At 64.5% G+C, this 19079-nt stretch carries 24 protein-coding genes; 16 read left to right on the top strand and 8 right to left on the bottom strand.

Going from position 1 to position 19079, the window contains the following annotated elements; translation table 11 throughout:
- Positions 1 to 293: 293 nt before the first annotated feature.
- Complete coding sequence (locus tag ABIB95_RS46440) at positions 294 to 866, bottom strand: DUF3280 domain-containing protein (RefSeq protein ID WP_354249106.1); 573 nt, start codon at positions 864 to 866, stop codon at positions 294 to 296.
- 59 nt (positions 867 to 925) lie between these two features.
- Here ABIB95_RS46440 and ABIB95_RS46435 point away from each other — a divergent pair, with 59 nt between their 5' ends.
- The 6 genes from ABIB95_RS46435 to ABIB95_RS46410 all read left to right on the top strand — a co-directional run bounded on the left by ABIB95_RS46435 (position 926) and on the right by ABIB95_RS46410 (position 5771).
- A complete protein-coding gene (locus ABIB95_RS46435) occupies positions 926 to 2107 on the top strand; it encodes a lanthanide ABC transporter ABC transporter substrate-binding protein PedA1 (protein WP_354114021.1) in 1182 nt (393 codons plus the stop codon).
- Between the two features lie 8 nt (positions 2108 to 2115).
- Positions 2116 to 3084, top strand: coding sequence for a YVTN family beta-propeller repeat protein (locus ABIB95_RS46430; protein WP_354249105.1), 969 nt, complete (start codon positions 2116 to 2118; stop codon positions 3082 to 3084).
- Entirely contained in the window at positions 3081 to 3887 is an 807-nt protein-coding gene (locus ABIB95_RS46425) for a lanthanide ABC transporter ATP-binding protein PedB/LutE (protein ID WP_354249104.1), read from the top strand. Before ABIB95_RS46430 ends, ABIB95_RS46425 begins: the two co-directional genes overlap by 4 nt.
- Entirely contained in the window at positions 3884 to 4732 is an 849-nt protein-coding gene (locus ABIB95_RS46420; RefSeq protein ID WP_354249103.1) for a lanthanide ABC transporter permease protein PedC, read from the top strand. The genes ABIB95_RS46425 and ABIB95_RS46420 overlap by 4 nt, the downstream gene beginning before the upstream one ends.
- Entirely contained in the window at positions 4729 to 5337 is a 609-nt protein-coding gene (locus ABIB95_RS46415) for a hypothetical protein (protein WP_354249102.1), read from the top strand. Before ABIB95_RS46420 ends, ABIB95_RS46415 begins: the two co-directional genes overlap by 4 nt.
- Positions 5338 to 5471: 134 nt before the next feature.
- A complete protein-coding gene (locus ABIB95_RS46410; RefSeq protein ID WP_028151296.1) occupies positions 5472 to 5771 on the top strand; it encodes a copper-binding protein in 300 nt (99 codons plus the stop codon).
- A gap of 128 nt (positions 5772 to 5899) precedes the next feature.
- Here the strand turns inward: ABIB95_RS46410 and ABIB95_RS46405 are convergent, their stop codons facing one another.
- Together ABIB95_RS46405 and ABIB95_RS46400 are read right to left on the bottom strand one after the other, a co-directional pair.
- Positions 5900 to 6457, bottom strand: a complete 558-nt coding sequence (locus ABIB95_RS46405; RefSeq protein ID WP_354249101.1) for a PQQ-dependent catabolism-associated CXXCW motif protein — start codon at positions 6455 to 6457, stop codon at positions 5900 to 5902.
- On the bottom strand, positions 6454 to 7335 hold the full coding sequence (locus tag ABIB95_RS46400) for a substrate-binding domain-containing protein (RefSeq protein WP_354249100.1): 882 nt from the start codon (positions 7333 to 7335) through the stop codon (positions 6454 to 6456). Before ABIB95_RS46400 ends, ABIB95_RS46405 begins: the two co-directional genes overlap by 4 nt.
- Before the next feature lie 129 nt (positions 7336 to 7464).
- Here ABIB95_RS46400 and ABIB95_RS46395 point away from each other — a divergent pair, with 129 nt between their 5' ends.
- Together ABIB95_RS46395 and ABIB95_RS46390 are read left to right on the top strand one after the other, a co-directional pair.
- A complete protein-coding gene (locus tag ABIB95_RS46395) occupies positions 7465 to 8391 on the top strand; it encodes a quinoprotein relay system zinc metallohydrolase 2 (protein ID WP_354249099.1) in 927 nt (308 codons plus the stop codon).
- Positions 8392 to 8467: 76 nt separating this feature from the next.
- Entirely contained in the window at positions 8468 to 9286 is an 819-nt protein-coding gene (locus tag ABIB95_RS46390) for a quinoprotein dehydrogenase-associated SoxYZ-like carrier (protein WP_028156716.1), read from the top strand.
- Positions 9287 to 9473: 187 nt separating this feature from the next.
- Here ABIB95_RS46390 and ABIB95_RS46385 read toward each other — a convergent pair whose 3' ends face one another.
- Positions 9474 to 9833, bottom strand: a complete 360-nt coding sequence (locus tag ABIB95_RS46385) for a hypothetical protein (protein WP_014493633.1) — start codon at positions 9831 to 9833, stop codon at positions 9474 to 9476.
- Positions 9834 to 9968: 135 nt separating this feature from the next.
- On the opposite strand from ABIB95_RS46385, the gene ABIB95_RS46380 reads away from it, so the two are divergent.
- The 5 genes from ABIB95_RS46380 to ABIB95_RS46360 are packed head-to-tail and all read left to right on the top strand — an operon-like array spanning position 9969 to position 13603.
- Positions 9969 to 10916, top strand: a complete 948-nt coding sequence (locus tag ABIB95_RS46380) for an ABC transporter substrate-binding protein (protein WP_167768218.1) — start codon at positions 9969 to 9971, stop codon at positions 10914 to 10916.
- Position 10917: 1 nt separating this feature from the next.
- The gene (locus tag ABIB95_RS46375) at positions 10918 to 11655 is read left to right on the top strand and encodes an ABC transporter permease (protein ID WP_038957639.1); all 738 of its coding nucleotides are present in this window, start codon (positions 10918 to 10920) and stop codon (positions 11653 to 11655) included.
- Complete coding sequence (locus tag ABIB95_RS46370; RefSeq protein WP_354249098.1) at positions 11645 to 12385, top strand: ABC transporter ATP-binding protein; 741 nt, start codon at positions 11645 to 11647, stop codon at positions 12383 to 12385. The genes ABIB95_RS46375 and ABIB95_RS46370 overlap by 11 nt, the downstream gene beginning before the upstream one ends.
- Positions 12386 to 12431: 46 nt before the next feature.
- Complete coding sequence (locus ABIB95_RS46365; RefSeq protein WP_354177949.1) at positions 12432 to 13229, top strand: pentapeptide repeat-containing protein; 798 nt, start codon at positions 12432 to 12434, stop codon at positions 13227 to 13229.
- A 26-nt stretch (positions 13230 to 13255) separates the two neighbouring features.
- Positions 13256 to 13603, top strand: a complete 348-nt coding sequence (locus ABIB95_RS46360) for a hypothetical protein (RefSeq protein WP_166343210.1) — start codon at positions 13256 to 13258, stop codon at positions 13601 to 13603.
- 10 nt (positions 13604 to 13613) lie between these two features.
- Here the strand turns inward: ABIB95_RS46360 and ABIB95_RS46355 are convergent, their stop codons facing one another.
- From ABIB95_RS46355 to lanM, 4 genes are all read right to left on the bottom strand, one after another.
- Positions 13614 to 13823 carry a hypothetical protein gene (locus ABIB95_RS46355; protein WP_014493627.1) on the bottom strand — a complete coding sequence of 70 codons (210 nt, stop codon included), beginning with the start codon at positions 13821 to 13823 and terminating at the stop codon, positions 13614 to 13616.
- Between the two features lie 124 nt (positions 13824 to 13947).
- Positions 13948 to 14853, bottom strand: coding sequence for a DUF6662 family protein (locus ABIB95_RS46350; RefSeq protein WP_354249097.1), 906 nt, complete (start codon positions 14851 to 14853; stop codon positions 13948 to 13950).
- A 24-nt stretch (positions 14854 to 14877) separates the two neighbouring features.
- Positions 14878 to 14958 (bottom strand): pyrroloquinoline quinone precursor peptide PqqA, encoded by an 81-nt coding sequence (gene pqqA, locus ABIB95_RS46345; RefSeq protein WP_012029362.1) that lies wholly within the window; start codon positions 14956 to 14958, stop codon positions 14878 to 14880.
- Between the two features lie 171 nt (positions 14959 to 15129).
- The gene (gene lanM, locus ABIB95_RS46340; protein WP_354249096.1) at positions 15130 to 15522 is read right to left on the bottom strand and encodes a lanmodulin LanM; all 393 of its coding nucleotides are present in this window, start codon (positions 15520 to 15522) and stop codon (positions 15130 to 15132) included.
- 339 nt (positions 15523 to 15861) lie between these two features.
- Between lanM and ABIB95_RS46335 the strand changes: the two genes are divergently transcribed.
- The 3 genes from ABIB95_RS46335 to ABIB95_RS46325 are packed head-to-tail and all read left to right on the top strand — an operon-like array spanning position 15862 to position 18819.
- Entirely contained in the window at positions 15862 to 17526 is a 1665-nt protein-coding gene (locus ABIB95_RS46335) for a methanol/ethanol family PQQ-dependent dehydrogenase (RefSeq protein WP_354114032.1), read from the top strand.
- 10 nt (positions 17527 to 17536) lie between these two features.
- Positions 17537 to 17893, top strand: coding sequence for a c-type cytochrome (locus ABIB95_RS46330; protein ID WP_071911671.1), 357 nt, complete (start codon positions 17537 to 17539; stop codon positions 17891 to 17893).
- Positions 17890 to 18819, top strand: a complete 930-nt coding sequence (locus ABIB95_RS46325; protein WP_354249095.1) for a type 2 periplasmic-binding domain-containing protein — start codon at positions 17890 to 17892, stop codon at positions 18817 to 18819. The genes ABIB95_RS46330 and ABIB95_RS46325 overlap by 4 nt, the downstream gene beginning before the upstream one ends.
- Positions 18820 to 19079 lie beyond the last annotated feature (260 nt).

The raw sequence follows: 19079 nt of genomic DNA, 5'->3' as shown, positions 1-19079 counted from the left end.
CGTCCGCTTGACCGCCATCGCTACCCTCCAAGGCTTTGCCCTAGGGAATCACAATTGACGAATTACGCAACAGGCCCCTTGTGGGAGAAGGTGGCATAGGCGGCCCACGGCCGCCGTTCTTAAGAACGCCGAAGCAAAGCTTCGGCTATGGCGCCGGATGAGGGGTATCTCACCGCGCGTTCAAATAAGAGTTGGACTCGCGGAGAGATACCCCTCACCCGTCTCTCCGCTACGCGGCGAGCCACCCTCTCCCGCAAGGGGAGAGGGTGCAGCGGCGCGCGCGGAGAGAAGCCCTACTCCGGCTTCCCGTAATTCGGCGCCAGTAATCGATTGCGGATCAGGTAGCTCATCGTGCGCGACCACGATTCGTCCGTGTTGCCGCGCATGTCGGCGCTGGCGGCGGTGATCATGTTGCCGGTCTTCACGTCGCGCAGATAGATGTTGAGATTGATGATCAGGTTCGAGACCTTCTGCACCATGCCGGTGATCTCGAGGTCGGCGCCAAGCTGCCCGGCAAGCTTGAGGTCGCAGCCGCCGCAGGCCTGAAGATTGGCGTGACGGGCCGCATCCCTGACCGGCGCGATATCGAGCAGCTGGAACCTTCCTGACTCCGTCAGCTCCTTGCGCAGCTGCTCTCCGATGCGCTCGAGCCGCGCCTCTTCCGGCTTTGAGCCGTAGAACTCGCCGGGAAGGCTGGTGTCGATCAGCTCGAAATCGAACACCGCCAGTTTCGGTGGCTCGGCCAACGCGACCGAACCCGTCAACAGCAAAGCTGCGAAACAGACCAGCGCTCGCATGATCGTGAACCCGGGCCTCGCGCGCGCGGGGACGAAATGCGGGGTTGCAAGCCGGGCCAAATCGGTCATGCTTTAGCAGAGACAATTCTCCACCGGCGGTCAAGCCAGGGAGAACATCTGGAGGAAACATGATCCGATGGTTGGTCGGCCTGATCGGCCTGGGTCTTGCCGCGACGAGCGCGCTCGCGGCCGACCCGGTGCAGATCGGCGTCGGCTATCTCGGCGTCGCCGGCACCAGATCGACGCTGTCGCTGGTCGAGCAGCCCGCGGAGAATGACGGCGTCGCCGGCGCGCGCCTCGCCATCGAGGACAACAACACCACGGGAAAATTCCTCAACCAGCGTTTCACGCTGGAGGAGCGCCGCATCAAGGAAGGCGAAGATCCGGTTGAGGCTGCGGCTGCGCTCGCCGAGAAAAACGGCTTCATCATCGCCGACCTGCCGGCCGACGCGCTGTTGAAGGTCTCGGACGCCCTGCGCGAGCGCGGCACGCTGCTGTTCAACGCCGGCGCGATCGACGAGCGCCTGCGCGAGGCCGATTGCCGCGCCAATGTCATCCACACCGCACCGACGCGCGCGATGCTGGCCGATGCGCTCGGTCAATACCTGGTGTGGAAGCAGTGGAAGCGCTGGGTGCTCGTGGTCGGCTCGCATGACGAGGACAAGCTGTTTGCCGACGCGCTCCGTCGTACCGCCACACGCTTCGGCGCCAAGATCGTGCAAGAGAAGACCTTCGAGGACAAGGGCGGCGCGCGCCGCACCGATAGCGGCGTGACGCTGATCCAGCGCCAGATGCCGGTGTTCACGCAACAGTTGCCGGCCTATGACGTGCTGGTCGCCGCCGACGAGAGCGAAGTGTTCGGCGCCTATCTGCCCTATCGCACCTGGGATCCGCGCCCCGTCGCGGGCTCGGCCGGCCTCGTGCCGCGCAGCTGGGACGCATCGCAGGACCAGTGGGGCGCGATCCAGATGCAGAACCGCTTCATCAAGCTGAACTCGCGGCGCATGACCCCGCTCGACATGCAGGCCTGGACGGCGGTGCGCATGATCGGCGAGGCCACCTCGCGCACCAATTCCGGCGACGTCAAGAAGGTCACCGACTTCATCAAGGGGCCGGACTTCTCCGTTGCCGCGTTCAAGGGCACAAAACTGACCCTGCGCGACTGGAACCTGCAGCTGCGCCAGCCGATCCTGCTGGTCGACGGCCGCATGGTGGTGTCGGTGTCGCCGCAGGAGGGATTTCTGCACCAGGTCTCCGAGCTCGACACGCTCGGCTACGACCGCCCGGAGAGCAAATGCAAGCTGAAATGAGGACGCGAATGTTGCGCATGTGGCGTGTGGGGTTGCTGTCCGGACTGGCGCTTGCGGCCGCGCCCGCGCACGCCTTCATCGCCTATGTCTCGAACGAGAAGAGCAACACGGTCTCGGTGATCGACACCGACAGCTGGACCGTGACCAAGACCATCAAGGTCGGCCAGCGCCCGCGCGGCATCGATTTCACGCGCGACGGCAAGTTCGTGATGGTCGCGGTCGGCGACGACGACACCATCCAGGTGATCGATGCCAAGACGCAAGCGATCGTGGACAGCCTGCCCTCCGGGCCCGACCCGGAATTGTTCGCGCAGGATGCCGCCGGAAAGATCCTCTATGTCGCCAACGAGAACGACAACACGGTGACCGTGATCGATCTGGAGAAGCGCGCGCGGCTCGGCGACATCCAGGTCGGCGTCGAGCCCGAGGGCATGACCATCAGCCCCGACGGCAAGACACTGATCAACACGTCCGAGACGACCAACATGGCGCATTTCATCGACACCTCGTCACGCCAGATCGTCGCCAACGTGCTGGTCGACGCGCGGCCGCGCTTTGCCGAGTTCAAGCACGACAGTTCAGAGTTGTGGGTATCCTCGGAGATCGGCGGCACGGTCTCGATCATCGATCCCAAAAAGCACGAGGTGACCGGCAAGATCACGTTCGAGATTCCGGGATTGCGGAAAGAGGCGATCCAGCCGGTCGGCATCGGCATGACCAAAGACGACAAGACCGCCTTCGTCGCGCTCGGCCCGGCCAACCGCGTCGCCGTGGTCGACGTCGCCTCGCGCAAGGTGACGAAATATTTGCTGGTGGGACAGCGGGTCTGGCACATGGCGTTCACGCCGGACGAGAAATACCTGCTCACCACCAACGGCGTGTCGAACGACGTCTCGGTCATCGACGTCGCCGCGCAAAAGGTGATCAAGACCATTCAGGTGGGCGAACTGCCCTGGGGCATTACGATCTCGCCATGACCAGCCCTGCTCCCATCGCCGAGCCACAGGAGATGCCGAGGCTGCAAGCGGCCGCGGTGCCGGCGCTGTCGATCGACGGCGTCAGCCATTCCTATGGCCCGCGCCGTGCGTTGATGGACGTGTCCTTTAATGTGCAGCCGGCGAGCTTCACTGCGCTGCTCGGGCTCAACGGCGCGGGCAAGAGCACACTGTTCTCGCTGATCACGCGCCTGTTCGGCATCCAGTCCGGGCGTGTCGGCATCTTCGGCCACGACATCAGCAAGAGCCCCGGCGAGGCGCTGCGGCTGCTCGGCGTCGTATTCCAGCCGCGCACGCTCGATCTCGACCTGTCGCTGACGCAGAACCTGCTCTATCACGCCGCACTCCACGGCATCAGCCGGCGCGAGGCCGCCGTGCGCAGCGGCGAGCTGCTCGGCCGCATCGGGCTCGAAGAGCGTGCCGGCAGCAAGGTGCGCGATCTCTCGGGCGGCCAGATGCGGCGGCTGGAGATCGCACGCGCCCTGCTGCACCGGCCGCGGCTGCTGTTGCTCGACGAGCCGACCGTCGGCCTCGACGTCAAGGCGCGCGCCGACATCATCAGCCATGTCCGCCAGCTCGTCACCGAGCAAGGCATCGGCGTGCTCTGGGCCACGCATCTGTTCGACGAGATCATGCCTGGTGACGACCTCGTCGTGCTGCACCAGGGCAAGGTGCTGGCGCAGGGGCCGATGAGCCGCGTCATCACGGATGCCGGCGCACAGGACGTCAACACCGCCTTCATGCGCCTGACCGGCGCGCAGACGATGCCGGGAGGCGGCGCATGAGCAGCATCACGACGCGGGATACACCGCGTGGTTTCTCGGCCGCGGAATACATGACCTGCCTCACCGGCATCGTCTGGCGCGAGGGCCTGCGCTTCCTGCATCAGCGCGAGCGCTTCGTCTCGGCGCTGGTGCGGCCGCTGGTATGGCTGTTCATCTTCGCCGCCGGCTTCCGCCAGGTGCTCGGCATCTCGATCATCCCGCCTTACGAGACCTACATTCTCTACGAGGTCTATATCGCGCCCGGGCTGATGGCGATGATCCAGCTCTTCAACGGCATGCAGTCCTCGCTCTCGATGGTCTATGACCGCGAGATGGGCAACATGCGGACGCTGCTGGTGAGCCCGCTGCCGCGCGGGTTCCTCTTGTTCTGCAAGCTGCTGGCGGGCACCGCGGTGTCGCTGCTCCAGGTCTATGCGTTCCTGCTGATCGCCTGGTTCTGGGACATCACCCCGCCGCCGTCGGGCTATCTCACCGTGCTGCCGGCGCTGATCCTGTCGGGGCTGATGCTGGGCTCGCTCGGCATGCTGATCTCCTCGGGCATCAAGCAACTCGAGAGTTTTGCCGGCGTAATGAACTTCGTGATCTTTCCGATGTTCTTCGCCTCCTCCGCGCTCTACCCGCTCTGGCGGGTGCAGGAGGGCAGCCCCTATCTCTACTATCTCTGCCAGGCCAACCCGTTCACCCATGCGGTCGAGCTGATACGTTTTGCATTCTACGGGCAAATCAACTGGATCTCGCTGGCGGTAGTGGCGGCCTGCACAATCGTCTTCATGATCGGCGCGATTCTGGCCTATGATCCCTCGCGCGGGCTGGCGCGACGGGGCCCTGCGGGAGGCGAAGGATGAAGGTTCTGGCCGTGGCCGCTTTTGCGCTCGCCGTTGCGAGCACGGCTGCGTGCGCCGCCGATCCACGCTATCCCAACTGGCCTTGCACGCAGGCCAAGGTGCCGGACATCTCGCTCGCCGCCGTCTGGGCCGGTCCCGCACTCGACGACGCCGAGACCAAATGGAAGGACGACGCAAAGGTCACCGCGCTGGTCTCAAAACTGTCGGCGCGGAAGACGCCGATGGACGAGGCCGAGAAGTCGGTGAAGGAGTTTTTGGCCGGCTCCGCCGCTGACAAGACGGCGAACGCCAAGCTGTTGTTCGCCGGCTTGTTCGACACGCTCAACGCCCAGCGCTCGCAGGTCATGAACGGGCTCGAACGCGTCAGCCGCAAACAGCGCGAGGCGGCCGACAAGATCCGCGAGGAGTCGATCCAGCTCCAGGCGCTCCAGAGCGCGACACCACGCGACGACGCAAAGGTCGATGCGCTCAGCAACCAGTTGATCTGGGAAACCCGCATTTTCGAAGATCGCCACAAGGTGGTGCGGTTCGTCTGCGAGGTTCCGACCGCGATTGACCAGCGCCTGTTCGCTCTCGGACGCGTGATCCAGCAGGAGATGGAATAGCGTCAGCCTCGCTGACGACGACTTTCTGAAAGTTCCCGCGATATCAATCGTTACCCTTTGCCGCGCTATCAGCCGGAACCAAATCGCTCTAGGATGGCTTGTCGACGTGAACTCCAAGACGTCGGGAGGCCTCGATGGGAACAACAAAATTCATCTTCGCATGCGCTGCAGCCATCAGCACGCTTGCGTCCCCCGCTTTTGCTGACGACATGACCGGGATGGTCACCAGAATAGACCGGCTCAACAGCACGATCTCGATCCAGCAGACTCAGAAGGGCACGGTCGGCGGCAGCGCTGGCGGCGCCGGCGCGCTTCAGGAGTACAAGGCCAAGGACGCCGCGATGCTGGATGCCGTCCATGCCGGCGACAGGGTGACGTACTCGGCGACCGACAACAACGGTACGGGCACGCTGACCAAGCTGCAGAAGCAGTAACCCTGCGTCTTCACCTCACCCGCACGCGACACGGCGTCATGGCCGGGCTTGTCCCGGCCATCCACGCCTGACCACGCGGATTGAAGAACGTGGATGCCCGGGACAAGCCCGGGCATGACGGCCTGTAGCTACTGCTCTGGCCGAGGCTGCGGCTGCATCTCCTCGGTCGGAAGCTTTGCGCGCTCCCAGCCGTCGGTGCCGTCGGGGTACCAGGCGACGTTGGCATAACCGTAAGCCAAGGCGCGCTTGGCGGCGTTCCAGGACATCCAGCAGTCGGCCAGGCAATAGATCACGAGCAGCGCAGCCTTGTCGCCGCGCGCGGCGTGGGCGAGGCCGCGCTGGAAATAATCGTCCATGGCGGGCGGCAGCGCGCCGTAGCCGGTGTCCGGCAGCCAAGTGCTGCCCGGTATGTTTTTTCGCGGCATATCGCGCCAGACGGTGCCTTCGGGAAGGTTCTTCGGCTTCGGCGCGCGCGGCAGCACGTCGATGAAGGCGCCGCTCTTCGCACGCCAGATTGCTTCGGCCTCCGCAGTCGTCAGCACGCGCGCGCCAGTGAGCGTCGCCGGCACCGGCGCGCGGTAATTGTCGGAGCGATACCCCTGGGGCTCGAACGGCTCCTGCTGCTGCGCCAACGCCGGCGCCACCAGAATGGCGGCAACCAGCGCAGCGGCAACGCGCCGCCTCATGGCGTCTTCTTGGCCGTCTCCGCGCCGAGCGGCTTATCGCTCTCGTCGAGCAGCGGCACGCCAAAGTCGATCAGGATCTTGTTGATCTCGCCCTGGTTCTCCTGGATCAGCTTGTTGAGCTGCCGCTTCCAGTTCTGGTCGGCGGGGCGCACGCCCATGCCGATGCGATAGACCAGCTTTGGCCCTGTGGTTTCCTTCACCAGCGGCGTGACATGCAACGAGCCGGCCTTCTTCGCATAATACCCGGCCATCGGACCCCACAGCACGCCTGCGTCGATCTTGCCGGCGACGAGGTCGTCGGCCATCGCCTGTGCGGAGTTGTCGAAGCGCGTGTCGATCATCAGGGGATAGGGTTTTGCATCGCCCATCAGGCCGGCGATCGCCATGTTGGTGGCCGGCGGCGTGCCGGCGACGATGCCGACATGCTTGCCTTTCAACTTCGGGTCTTCGAGCGTATCGACTTCCTCGAGCCCGCTGCCTGTTTTCGCGACCAGCGCGTATGACGTGCGATAATAGGGATTGGTGCCCTGCACGAGATCGTCGCCTTGCGGAAATCCCATGATGACGTCGCAGCGATGCGCGCCCAGCGTCATCCGCACGAAGCCGGTGGCCTGCGGGAAGAAGACGTAGTCGAGCTTCTTCTGGAGCTTGTCTGCGAGCAGCTCGGCGAGCTTGTTCTCGAACCCCTCGCCCTTCTCGTTCGAGAACGGCAGATTGCGCGGGTCTGCACAGACGCGCAGCACTTTTGGATCGACCAGCTCGAACGAGAGGTCGCCGGTCTCGCTGGTCTGCGCAATGGCGACGTCGCCGAATGCGCAGGATGCCACCAGGACCCACAGTGAAAACAACCAGCGACGATGTCGCCCGGCCTCCGTCATCGCGCTTCCTCCTCGGTTTGTTTGAATGCTAGCCATGCAACGCATGACGCGCCATGCTTTGCCAAACTTTGTGTTGGCTTTGGTTTGTTGCAGTGCAGTGCGGCAAGCCATCTGAACTGAGGCGGAAAAGTGTCTCGCATCGCTTCCTTGATCGCAGCCCTGTCCCTGCTGGGGACAGCAACGCTAGCACGCGCCGGGGCAGCCGAATTGCCTGTGAGCGAAGTCGCACCGGGAATCTTCGTGCACTCCGGGACCACCGCCCTCATGACCCGCGAGAACGAAGGCGACATCGCCAATGTCGGCTTTATCGTCGGCGAGGATGCGGTGGCCGTGATCGACACCGGCGGCAGCCTGCGTGAGGGCGAGGCGCTGCTGGCGGCGGTGCGGGCTCGCACATCCAAGCCGATCCGCTACGTCATCAACACCCATGGCCATCCCGACCATGTCTTCGGCAATGCGGCCTTTGCCGCAGAGGGAACCAGCTTCGTCGGCCACAGCAAGCTGCCGCAGGCGCTGGCGACGCGCGGGCCGTATTATCTCGACAATTTTAGACGCCTCATGGGTAGCGAACTGATCGATCCCGTGAAGATCGTGCCGCCCACCCTGCTCGTCGTTGATACCCTGACGCTCGATCTCGGGTCGCGCCGCCTCACCTTGCGGGCCTGGCCGGCCGGGCACAGCGACAACGATCTGACCGTGTTCGACGAGAGCAGCAAGACGCTGTTCGCAGGCGACCTCGTCTTCCTCCGCCATATCCCGGTGATGGACGGCAGCATCCGCGGCTGGCTCGGCATCCTCGGGGAACTCGACAAAATTCCGGCGCAGCGCGTCGTGCCCGGTCACGGGCCTGTGAGCGACTGGCCTGCCGCGCTCGGCGACGAGCGGCGTTATCTTACGACGCTGCTGGCGGACGTCCGGGCGTCGAACAAGAAGGGTGAGCCGATCCGGACTGCTGCCGACAAGGCGGCCGCATCGGAACGGCCGCAGTGGCAATTGTTCGACGACTACAATGCTCGCAACGCAACCGCAGCATTTTCGGAAATTGAATGGGAGTAGTGGACGCGCTACGCTGGACGGGGGATCGGCTACGCCGACCCAGAGAAAACTGCTTCGTCCGCACGGAACCACGACCATGACGGGATGCACACGCCGCCTGCCCCTGATCGCCGCATTGCTTGGCATCGCCTTCGCTGTGCCGGCGAGCGCCGAGGAGGCTTACGATCCCTGGCCGGGCCTGGTGCAGGACATCTTCAGCAACCGTCCGATCAACGACGGCAACGACGTCATCGGCATCGAGATGCCCTATCGCGCCGAGGACGCGGCGATCGTGCCGGTGACCCTGCGCAGCAAACTGTCGCCCGCGGATAGCCGCCGCATCCGTTCGATCACGCTGGTGATCGACCGCAACCCCGCGCCGATGGCGGCGAAGTTCGAGCTCGGCGCAGATGCCAACGTCACCGAGATCTCCACGCGCGTGCGCGTCAACAACTATACCGACGTCCACGCGGTTGCCGAGCTCAGCGACGGCCAGCTTTACGTCGCCAAGACCTATGTGAAGGCCTCAGGCGGCTGCTCGGCGCCGGCAGGAAAGAACATCGAGGAAGCCAGGAACCGGCTCGGCCAGATGCGCTACCGGCAATTCGCGCGCGAGGAGGCACCGGCCAGCCGCGTCCGCGAGGCGCAGATCATGATCGGCCATCCCAACAATTCCGGGCTGCAAATGGACCAGGTCACGCAGCTCTACATCCCCGCCTTTTTCGTCAACCAGCTGAAGCTGACGCAGGACGACAGCCCCGTGCTGTCGATGGAGGGCGGCATCTCGATCTCGGAAGATCCCAATCTGCGCTTCACGTATGTGTCCAACGGTGCCAAGCGCTTCCGCGCGGAGGCGAAGGACACGGATGGGCACGTGTTCCGCAATGAGTGGGATGTGGAGAAGCCGGGGACGTGAGGCTCTGCCTTCCCCTCTCCCCTTGTGGGAGAGGGTGGCTCGCCGCAAAGCGGCGAGACGGGTGAGGGGTATGTCTCCGCGAGCGGCACTCTTAGTCGTCTGAACGTGGGGAGAGATACCCCTCATCCGGCGCTTCGCGCCACCTTCTCCCGCAAGGGGAGAAGGGATCGCACCGTCTATGCGGCAGCTAGAAACACCTCACCTCGGCTTCCGCCTGCGCGCGCCTGAGATCATTCACCGCTGAATTCGCCTGCTCGGATGTACGAAACTGGACGCCGAGATTGCCGCGCACCTGGGACATGCTCAGCGCCGTCTCGGCGGTGACGTAACGGTCATAGGACACGATCGAGGCCACCACGTCGATCGAGCAGGAACATTGCTCGATCGACTGCCGGCTCTCGCCATTGGCCTTCATGCAGCCATAGACGTATTCGGCCCGCGCCGAGGTCGGATAATCATTGGCTTCCTCGGCACGCGCGGCGTAGACGGTCGCAGCCCACACCGCCAATGCGGCGACAATCGGTCGTAGCTGTCCCGCCAGATTCATGCGCGTCCTCCCGCTGGTTGCGACGAAAGCTATGCTATGCGTATTGTCATGAAAAGCACTCCCTTCGAGGAAACGGCTCACAAGGTGATGAGAGCACTTGGTTTGAGAGCGCCTGGACGAACATTGGCGCTCGCGATGACGCTGGCGCTGTCGCTGGCCGCCCCCGGCCGCGCCGCGGATACGATCCGCCTTGCAGTGCAGAAGACCGGAACATTCTCCTGGGAGCTGGCCGCAATCCGCGCCGGCGGGCTCGACAAGGAGGCCGATCTGTCGCTCGACGTCACCGAGCTCGCGAGCCCCGAGGCCGGCAAGATCGCCCTGCGCGCCGGGAGTGCCGACATCATCCTGTCCGACTGGCTGTGGGTGTCGCGCGAGCGCGTGCTCGGCGCCAAGCTCACCTTCTATCCCTATTCCAGCGCGCTCGGCGCGGTGATGGTGCCGGCCTCGTCGCCGCTCAAGACGCTCGCCGACCTCAAGGGCCGCAAGCTCGGCGTCGGCGGCGGCGCGATCGACAAGAGCTGGCTGCTGCTGCAGGCGCGGATGAAGCAGGACGGCATCGACCTGAAGTCCGATGCGAGCATCGTCTATGGCGCGCCGCCTTTGATCGCCGCCAAGGCGCTCGATGGCGAGATGGATGCAAGCCTCAACTTCTGGAATTTCTGTGCGCAGCTCGAGGCCAAGGGCTTTCGCCGCCTCGCCGGCATCGAGGACATTTTGCCGAAGCTGGGGGCCAAAGGCGCGGTATCCGCAGTCGGCTATGTCTTCGACGAGAGCTGGGCCGCAAGCCATCGCGATGCGGTGGCGCGTTTCATTGCGATGACCCGCAAGGCCAAGCAGCTGCTGGTCACCTCGGATGCCGCCTGGGACAAAATCGCTCCGCTCACCGGCGCGAGCGATCCGGCCATCCTCAAGACCTACCGTGACCGCTATCGCGACGGCATTCCGCGCCGAAGCATCGTGGACGAGGAGGCGGATGCGCGCGTGCTCTATCGCGTGCTCGCCGAGATCGGCGGACGCGACCTGGTCGGGCCGGCGGCCGAGCTCGATCCCGGCACCTTCTATCACGCGGTCCCCGGAGACTGAGGTGCTGCGTCTTCTCTCGTTTTCCCTGTTCCTCGCGACCTGGTGGATTGCAGCGCTGTTCGTCGGCGGCGCAAAGCTGCCCTCCCCGCCTGCCGTGCTCAACGTCATCATCGCCGAAGCATCGAGCGGAGCCCTGTTCCTGCATCTCGGCGCAACGCTGGCGCGCGTCGCGCTCGCCTTCGTGCTAGCGATGTCGCTCGGCAGCGCCATCGGCTATTTGATGGGACGGGTGAAGCTTGCCGACCGGCTCGGCGATCCCTGGCTGATCCTGCTGCTGAACCTGCCGGCGCTGGTCGTGATCGTGCTGGCCTACATCTGGGCCGGCCTGACCGAAGCGGCCGCGATCGCGGCGATCGCTATCAACAAGCTGCCGACCGCCATCGTCACCTTGCGCGAGGGCACGCGCGCGCTCGACCGTTCGCTCGACGAGATGGCCACCGTGTTCGCGATGCCGCGCTGGCGTGCGTTCCGCCACGTCGTGCTACCGCAGCTTGCGCCCTATATCGCAGCCTCGGCCCGGTCCGGATTGTCGCTGGTATGGAAGATCGTGCTGGTGGCCGAGCTGCTGGGACGGCCGAACGGTGTCGGCTTCGAGATCGGCGTCGCCTTCCAGCTGTTCGACACGCCGCGACTGCTGGCCTATTCGCTCACCTTCGCGGCCGTCGTGCTCGTCATCGAAACCTTGCTGGTGCAGCCGTTCGAAGCCCGCGCAACCCGGTGGCGGCCCCGTGCGGCTTGAAGTCGATATCTCCGGAAAGACATTCAGGAGTGCCGCGGGCGAAACGCACGAGGTGCTGGCCCCGGTCAGCTTCGCGCTTCAATCCGGTGAGGTCGGCGTTTTGATCGGCCCCTCCGGCTGCGGCAAGAGCACGATGCTGCGCATCATCCTCGGGCTCGACCGCGATTTCCACGGGACCATCGCGCGTCCACCCGAAGCGCGGATCGGGATGGTGTTCCAGGAGCCGCGGCTGCTGCCGTGGCGCTCGGTCGAGCAGAATGTGCGGCTTGCGGCCCCTGATATCTCCGAGGCGAAGCTGTCGGAGCTGTTCAGGATCCTGGAGCTGGAAGCGCATCGCAGCCACTTTCCCGGCGAATTGTCGCTGGGTCTTGCCCGGCGCGTCGCGCTGGCCCGCGCCTTCGCGGTCGAGCCCGATCTGCTCGTGCTCGACGAGCCCCTCGCCTCGCTCGACGACGCGCTCGCAGGCCGCCTGCGCGACGAGATCGCGACGCTGGTCGCAAGCCGCCCCATGATGACGCTGCTCGTCACCCACAGCCTCGACGATGCGGTCCGCCTCGGCGACCGCTTGTTCTTCCTGTCGCCGCAGCCGGCGCGAATTCTGGCAGAAGTGCCCATCAGCATCCCGCGTGGCGCACGCGGCGACGCAGAGATCGCCGCGATCAGGGCGGACCTCGCGGCGAGAATCCAAGGCGAACATGGCGGCGAACGCGCCGGGCGTGATGCCTCATAGGCAGCCACGCAAAGCGCGTGCTAAACAGGGCCCGTAGCGGAGCCCGATGATGACGCGAATGGTCGCCCTCATGACGCTTGGCCTCGCTCTCGTCGCGACCATGGCGAGCGCGCAGGACATGATGCGTGACGTCGACCTCACCTCACCCGCGATGGTCTCTGCGGAAATGAGCCGGCAGGAGGTCGAGGCCATCCTGGCCAAAGCCAGCGCCGGGGCGCCGGCCGATTTCACCGGCAAGCGGTTGTCGGGGCTCGATCTCTCGGGGCTTGACCTTTCCACGGCGATTCTCCGTGCGGCACGACTTAACAAGACGAAACTCGCCGGTGCCCGTCTTGATCGGGCGATCCTCGATCAGGCGTGGCTGCTGGACGCTGATCTCGCGGGCGCGAGCCTGAAGGGCGCCAATCTGTTCGCCTCGCAGATGGCGCGCGCGCGTCTGGACGGCGCGGACCTGACCGGTGCTCGCATCGCGGCCGACCTCACCGGCGCAAGCCTGATCGGCGCCTCGATTGCGGACGCGCATCTTGGCGCCGATATGCGCAACCAGTCGATGGGGCTGATGCGCGCCGTGCTGCGATCCGCCAATCTGGAAGGGTTGAACGCGCGCAATGCCGACCTGTCGCGCGTCGATCTCGAATTTGCCTCCCTCAAGGGAGCCGACCTGACCGGCGCATCGCTCAAAAATGCTCAGCTCGGCGGCGCCGACCTGACCGGAGCCACCGTCACTGACGCCGATTTCGAGGGCGCTGATCTTGCCTCGGCGAAGCTGATCGCGCCGATCGGCCTTGACCGCGCCAGGAATTTCGACAAGGCAAAGAACCGCGAGCGCCTGATCAGGGAATAACAGGGCGCCTTTGGGAGGATCGGCTGATGCGTTGGTTTCTGGCTTTGATCGCGTTGTTGACGTTGGCCGGCGAAGCCGCCGCCCAAAGCAAGGGCAAGGGCATCCGGCTCTGGAATCTGACGACGGAGACGATCTCCGGCTTCCAGCTCTCGCCCGCCGGCAAGACCGAGTGGGGGCCGAACCAGTGCCTGAACGACAAGGACAAGGAGGTCGACCACGACGAGCGGCTGCGCATCACCGGTGTCGAACCCGGCCGCTATGACGCCAGGGTCAGCTATCCCAATGCGCGGCAGTGCATCGTCCGCGACATCGAGATCAAGGCCGACGCGGTGTTCTCGATCGCCGACAAGGACCTGAAGGACTGCACGAAATAACGAAGGCGGCTTACGCCTTGTCGTTCGGGTGCGGATATTCGCAGCGCCACCGCACCGCCTGCCACTTCGGATGGTCGCCGACCCATTGCGCGATATAGGGCGGCGCAGCCATCACGCATTGTCTCGGCGACCCCGCAAAGTTGAATACCAGATGCTGCTCCTCGCAGGTCGCAGGCGACAGCACCGCACATACAGTCACCACCAGGTCAATCGGGTTCATGCCGGGATCCTGTCGCAAGGGGACAATGGAGATTAGCACGAAAGATTACGTTCCGAGGAGCAGGAAGTTTCAAACGGACGGGATGTTCCCGCTCCCCGCGCGCGGGCAAAAGCGGAACAGACACCTAGAAGTTTACCCCGAACACCAATCGCGCCTGATGACGCTCGAAATTGACGAGGTCGAGATTGCCGCCCGATCCGGCCGGGCGGCCCCAGGCCTGCATGCTCCAGCTCAGGGTGAGCCGCGACTTCTCCGATAGCTGGAAATAGGCGGTCGGACCGACAAACAGCGCCTGCCCCGAGAACTCACCGAGGCCGATGCCCTCGTACTGGCGGAAATAGCGCATCTCACCACCGAGCAGAAAATTGGGGCGCACGCGCACCATGCCGCCAAAGGCCGCGCCGATCGTCGAGCTCTTCTCGGACACCCCCGCCACCTCGAAGCGCGCCCATTCCGGCTGATAGATCAGATTGAGCGCTGCGATGGCGTAGTTCGGAATCAGCTCACGGTCGAAAGCGAGCGTGAATTCGGAGCCGTACATCCGTCCCTTCGCGCCGCTGGTCTCGTCGATGCGATCGCCATGGAATTCGGCGGCGACGGTCAACCCGAACGGCGCGCGCTCTCGGTCGAGCAGGCGGTACCGCAGGTCGAGCGAGGCGCCCTGGAAATTGAACTGGCGGCGGTCGTCGATATCAGGGACGCCGGTGATGTCATGCAGCGTGGCGGTGCCGCCGACCTCGATACGGAAGTTCGGCAGCGGCACGACTTCGATCTCGACCTCCTGCTGGAGGGCGCGATAGGTACCGCCGCCCTTGCCGAAGCTCCCCGTCGTCTGGGTCTGGAATTCGCGCTCGCCGGGATTGCCGACGTCGGTGCCGATCATGAAGCCGAAGATGTGCTCGGTATCGAAGCCCTCTTCGGCACTGACACACGCCGGTGCAAGCGCAACACCGAACGCGATTGCCGTCCAGATCGTGTGGGCTCCAAGGCGCATTGCGAACACTACCACGGCTTCGACGGCGTTCGCCATCGAAGCCGCGGCAGGTCGTCAGTCTTACTTGCGCGCAGCGCAGGCGTACATGTTGATTTCCATGCCGACCGGCACTTCCACGATCTTCGGAGCTTTCCAAGCCATTCGGGTCTCCCAAGGGTATTGAGCGCGACATCGCGCGGGGCAAAACCTAGGGCTGCGTCAGGTGCAGCGCAAGCCTGGAATCGAAGCGCAAACACAGCGAACTGTCGCATTATGTTCGCGAATTTCCCTCTCGGGCAAATCGCCTTCGCTCCCAGTCAAGCGCCGCGTCTCTTACCGCAACAGGCGCAGCAGCGCGCGGCCGGCGCGCGAGTTCAGCTCCTTCGCATCCAGCGTTCCGTCCTTGTCGGGATTCGCTGCGTTGAAGCGCTGCTCCACCATCGCGAGATATTCGTCGAGCGTGAGAGTCCCGTCGCGATCGGGATCGGCGGCGGCGAGTTCTTTCGCCGTTAACCGTCCGCGCAATTCGCGCGCGTCAAGCGTGCCGTCGTGATCGGGATCGAGCTTTGCGAACAGCGCGGCGGCCGCCTTCTTCACCTCGGCGAGATCGAGCGTGCCGTCGTTGTCGGTATCGAACATCTTTACGGCGTTGCCGGAAGCAGCCCACGCTGGACCGGACAGCACTGCAATCGTGAGCGCAAGCGCAACTGAGCGACGTGAAATCATCAAACCCTCCTGACCAGCCCCCCGATTCGTAGGGGATCGAAACGACATAAGGCTACAAGCGAGCCCCGGTTCAAGTCCGGAATTGCAACCTGCGCACTGCACAACTCGCGGAACCCGACGGCTCGAGCAGAGCGGCCGAAGCCGGCACCGCTTCATGCCACGGAATTTTTTCAGCGTCTGCACACAAGTGAAAGTCGGTTGTCAGGTTTCTGTCAGGTGACCGGCATCTGGCATCCAACATATCGGCGACGCACTTACGACTTTCGTATTGACGTGTTTTGCGTTCGGGCGGAGTGTTGCTCCCGCAGCGTCAAAAGGCGCGCATATTGGGAGGAACGGATGAAACGCTTTGCGATGGCCGCGAGCCTCGTCATGCTTGCATCGACTTGTGCGAGCGCACAGACCACCGAGCAACTGGTCAAGGGCGCGACCGATACATCGAACGTTCTCAACTACGGGATGGGCTACAATCTGCAGCGCTTCTCGACGCTGAACCAGGTCAACAAGGACACCGTCAAGAATCTCGTCCCGGTCTGGAACTACAGTTTCAACGACGATCGCAGCGAGGAATCGCAGCCGCTGGTGTACCAGGGCGTCATCTACGTGACCTCGCACAACGCCACCATGGCGGTCGACGCCAAGACCGGCAAGCAGATCTGGAAATCCAAGGTCGAGTATCCCGCCGAGACGCCGCGCATCGTCTGCTGCGGCATCATCAACCGCGGCGCCGCGCTCTATGACGGCAAGGTCTTCCGCACCACGCTCGACGCCAACGTGATCGCGCTCGATGCCAAGGACGGCAAGGAGCTGTGGCGGCAGAAGGCCGCAGACATCAAGGAAGGCTATTCGATGACGGTGGCGCCGCTGGTCGCCGACGGTGTCGTCATCACCGGCATCTCCGGCGCCGAATTCGGCACCCGCGGCTTCATCGACGGCTGGGATCCGGCGACGGGCAAGCATCTCTGGCGTACCCATTCGATCCCCTCGCCCGACGAGCCCGGTGGCGACACCTGGAAGGGCGACACCTGGAAGCTCGGCGGCGGCTCGACCTGGATCACCGGCTCCTACGATCCCGAGCTCAACACGGTCTATTGGGGCATCGGCAATCCCGGGCCGTTCAACTCGGCGGTGCGTCCCGGCGACAACCTCTACACCTGCTCCGTGCTGGCGATGGATCCCAAGACCGGCAAGATCAAGTGGCACTACCAGTTCTCGCCGAACAATCCGTTCGACTATGACTCGGTGGCCGAGATGGTCCTCGCCGACATGAATGTCGAGGGCAAGCCGACAAAGGTGCTGATGGACGCGAACCGCAACGGCTTCTTCTACGTGCTCGACCGCACCAACGGAAAGCTGCTCGCGGCCAATCCTTACGTGAAGGTGAACTGGGCAACCGGCATCGACATGAAGACCGGCAAGCCGATCGAGACCGACGTCTCGAAGGACGCGCGCGACGGTAAGAAGGTCACCGTCTATCCGTCGATCCTCGGCGGCAAGAACTGGGAGCCGATGTCGTTCAATCCGCAGACCGGATTGGCCTATGCCAACACGCTCGCCTTCGGCGGCAGGTACAAGACCGAGCCCGTCACCTTCAAGCAGGGCGAATGGTATCTCGGCATGGACCTCACCGACCTCTGGGAGTGGGGTGACGGCCCGCGCGGTCATCTGAAGGCGATCGATCCCATGACCGGCAAGGCCAAGTGGGAAGCGCCAAGCGACATCCCGCGCTTCTCGGGCGTGCTGTCGACCGCAGGCGGCGTCGTGTTCTCGGGCGCGCTGACAGGCGAGTTCGAGGCCTTCGATGCCGACACCGGCAAGAAGCTCTGGCAGTTCCAGACCGGCTCCGGCATCGAGGGGCAACCGGTGACCTGGCAGCAGGATGGCGTGCAGTACGTTGCCGTCACCTCCGGCTATGGCGGCGTCTACTCGCTGTTCTCCGGCGACGAGCGGCTTGCCAAGGTGCCGCCCGGCGGCTCGCTGTGGGTTTTTGCGGTCAAGCAATAACCACGGCCCGATGCTGAAGGACATATCTCACAAGACGGTGGCGACGATCGCCACCGTCACGGTGCTGACGGTCGCGCTTGCGGCGACCGTTCGTGCCGCGGACGATGCAACCGGCAATCCCGTGCAGGCACAGATCGACTATGGCAAGTCGACCTATACTTCGAAATGCTCGCACTGCCACGGCCCCAACATGATGAATTCCGGCACCATCACGCCGGACCTGCGCGCCTTTCCCGACGACAAGACGCGCTTCGTCACCACGGTGAAGAACGGCAAGAACAACAAGATGCCGCCCTGGGCCGACATTTTGAGCGACGACGAGATCGGCAATCTCTGGGCCTTCGTCTCGAGCAGGAGAAAGCCATGAGACCCTGGCTCGCCGCATGGAGCGTTGCCGCGATCCTCGCGGCGGCGACCACCGCCGCGCGCGCGGCCGACGAGCCGCTGAAGGTTTGCCTCGATGAGGACCGGCCTCCGCTCTCGGTGCATCACAAGGGCAAGCCGGATTCCGGCTTCGACGTGCTGCTGGCGCAGGCGATCGCGGACCGGATCGGCCGGCCGCTGAAGATCCAGTGGTTCGAGAGCAAGCTGGACGAGGATTCGAGCCCGCAGCTCGAGGCCAACGCCTTGCTCTCCGATGGGCGCTGCTCGCTGGTCGGCGGCTATGCGTTGACGACGGATTCCCTCGTCAAGCCCGGCATGAAGACGGCACGCTTGCCGGACTTCGCCGGGGCCACGCGCGACGACCGGCGCCGCCGCGTCGCGCTCGGCGTGCTCGCGCCCAGCCAGCCCTACGTCTATTCGCCGATGACGGTGGTGCTCGGGCCGAAAGCGCAGGGCCGCAAGATCGGCGACATCGGCGATCTCGCCGGCCTTCGCCTTGCGATCGAGAGCGGCTCGCTGGGCGATGCCATCCTGATGACCTTCGACAAGGGCCGCCTGATCGACAGCATCACCCATCTCGTCCCCGGCCGCGACGATCTCCTCGGCGCGCTCCAGCGCGGCGACTATGACGCGACGCTGATCGACCTCGGCCGTTTCGATGCCCACCGCGCTGCGCATCCCGACACGACGATCACCGCGTCGGGCTATTATTATCCGATCGGCGCCAATCGCGGCTATGTCGGGCTCGACAGCGATGGCGCACTGATCGACACGGTCAACAAGGCGCTGACCAGCCTTGCTGCCGAGGGCAAGATCGCCGAGTTCGGCAAGCAGGCCGGCCTCACCTATCTGCCGCCGCGCGAGCCTGCGATCCTCGGCGATGTCTGGACGAAGATCATTCAGCGGTGAGGTAGCCACACGTGCCGTCACATCACCGGTGTCATGCCCCGCGACCCGGCTACGCCAAGGCTTCGCCGGGGTTGAGGTCTAGGGGCGCCGAAGCTTTAGCGTAGGCGGCAGGCGGGGCATCCAGTACGCTGCGGCCTCTCGATTCAATCGCAAGCGCCTCTGGAATACTGGATCGCCCGGTCAAGTGTTCAGCCCGGGGACATGACCGACGGGTGTTCGGGGACATAGCCGACACATCATAGTGCACGGATTTGGCAGCG

Origin of the sequence: Bradyrhizobium sp. LA2.1 (genome assembly GCF_040547725.1) — a bacterium.
GTDB classification, from domain to species: domain Bacteria; phylum Pseudomonadota; class Alphaproteobacteria; order Rhizobiales; family Xanthobacteraceae; genus Bradyrhizobium; species Bradyrhizobium barranii.
Note: the sequence above shows the minus strand (reverse complement) of the source record. Positions and strands in the feature narration are given on the sequence as shown.